Annotated in this window: 1 rRNA gene; it reads left to right on the forward strand. The window is 52.7% G+C overall.

The window, feature by feature from the left end:
* Window positions 1-685: ribosomal RNA gene (locus ACXAG2_RS20865) — 23S ribosomal RNA — on the forward strand; the annotation flags it as partial.
* Window positions 686-704 lie beyond the last annotated feature (19 nt).

Genomic DNA, 704 nt, shown 5'->3' on the forward strand with positions numbered 1-704 from the left:
ATGCGGACAGTGTCTGGTGGGTAGTTTGACTGGGGCGGTCTCCTCCCAAATAGTAACGGAGGAGCACGAAGGTTAGCTAATCACGGTCGGACATCGTGAGGTTAGTGCAATGGCATAAGCTAGCTTAACTGCGAGACAGACACGTCGAGCAGGTACGAAAGTAGGTCATAGTGATCCGGTGGTTCTGTATGGAAGGGCCATCGCTCAACGGATAAAAGGTACTCCGGGGATAACAGGCTGATACCGCCCAAGAGTTCATATCGACGGCGGTGTTTGGCACCTCGATGTCGGCTCATCACATCCTGGGGCTGAAGTCGGTCCCAAGGGTATGGCTGTTCGCCATTTAAAGTGGTACGCGAGCTGGGTTTAGAACGTCGTGAGACAGTTCGGTCCCTATCTGGTGTGGGCGTTGGATGATTGAGGGGAGCTGCTCCTAGTACGAGAGGACCGGAGTGGACGAACCGCTGGTGTTCGGGTTGTTTTGCCAAAGGCATTGCCCGGTAGCTACGTTCGGAATCGATAACCGCTGAAAGCATCTAAGCGGGAAGCGAGCCCCGAGATGAGTCATCCCTGAGGTTTAACCTCTCTGAAGGGTTGTTGAAGACTACAACGTTGATAGGCAGGATGTGGAAGTGTTGCAAGGCATTAAGCTAACCTGTACTAATTGCCCGTGAGGCTTAACCATACAACGCCTAAGTAGCTTT

The organism is Alteromonas sp. ABH4_456 (assembly GCF_056160645.1).